The organism is Limosilactobacillus agrestis, from assembly GCF_014145585.1.
GTDB lineage: Bacteria > Bacillota > Bacilli > Lactobacillales > Lactobacillaceae > Limosilactobacillus > Limosilactobacillus agrestis.
In genome coordinates this window covers 1-520 of record NZ_JACIVF010000044.1, presented here as the reverse complement: position 1 = coordinate 520, position 520 = coordinate 1, and the positions used below count along the sequence as shown (strand labels likewise).

At 46.5% G+C, this 520-nt stretch carries 1 protein-coding gene; it reads left to right on the top strand.

Going from position 1 to position 520, the window contains the following annotated elements; genetic code table 11:
* The coding region (locus H5R88_RS03480; protein WP_220477557.1) for a hypothetical protein at window positions 1-520 on the top strand (520 nt) is incomplete at both ends.

Sequence of the window (520 nt, the reverse complement as noted above, 5' to 3'; positions counted from 1 at the left end):
CTGGCACTTACTGATGCGCTAGTTGATTCACTCGCACTTACTGATGCGGAAGTTGATTCAGATGCGCTTACTGAAGCACTAGTGGATTCGCTAGCACTTACTGAGGCACTAGTGGATTCGCTAGCACTTACTGATGCACTAGTTGATTCACTGCCACTTACTGAGGCACTTGTGGATTCGCTAGCACTTACTGAGGCACTAGTGGATTCGCTAGCACTTACTGAAGCACTAGTGGATTCACTGCCACTTACTGAAGCACTGGTGGATTCACTGCCACTTACTGAGGCACTAGTTGATTCACTGCCACTTACTGATGCACTAGTTGATTCAGATGCACTTACTGATGCACTAGTTGATTCACTAGCACTTACTGAAGCGGAAGTTGATTCACTGGCACTTACTGAGGCACTTGTGGATTCACTGCCACTTACTGATGCTGAAGTTGATTCACTTGCGCTTACTGAGGCACTAGTTGATTCAGATGCGCTTACCGAAGCACTAGTTGATTCACTGCCACTTA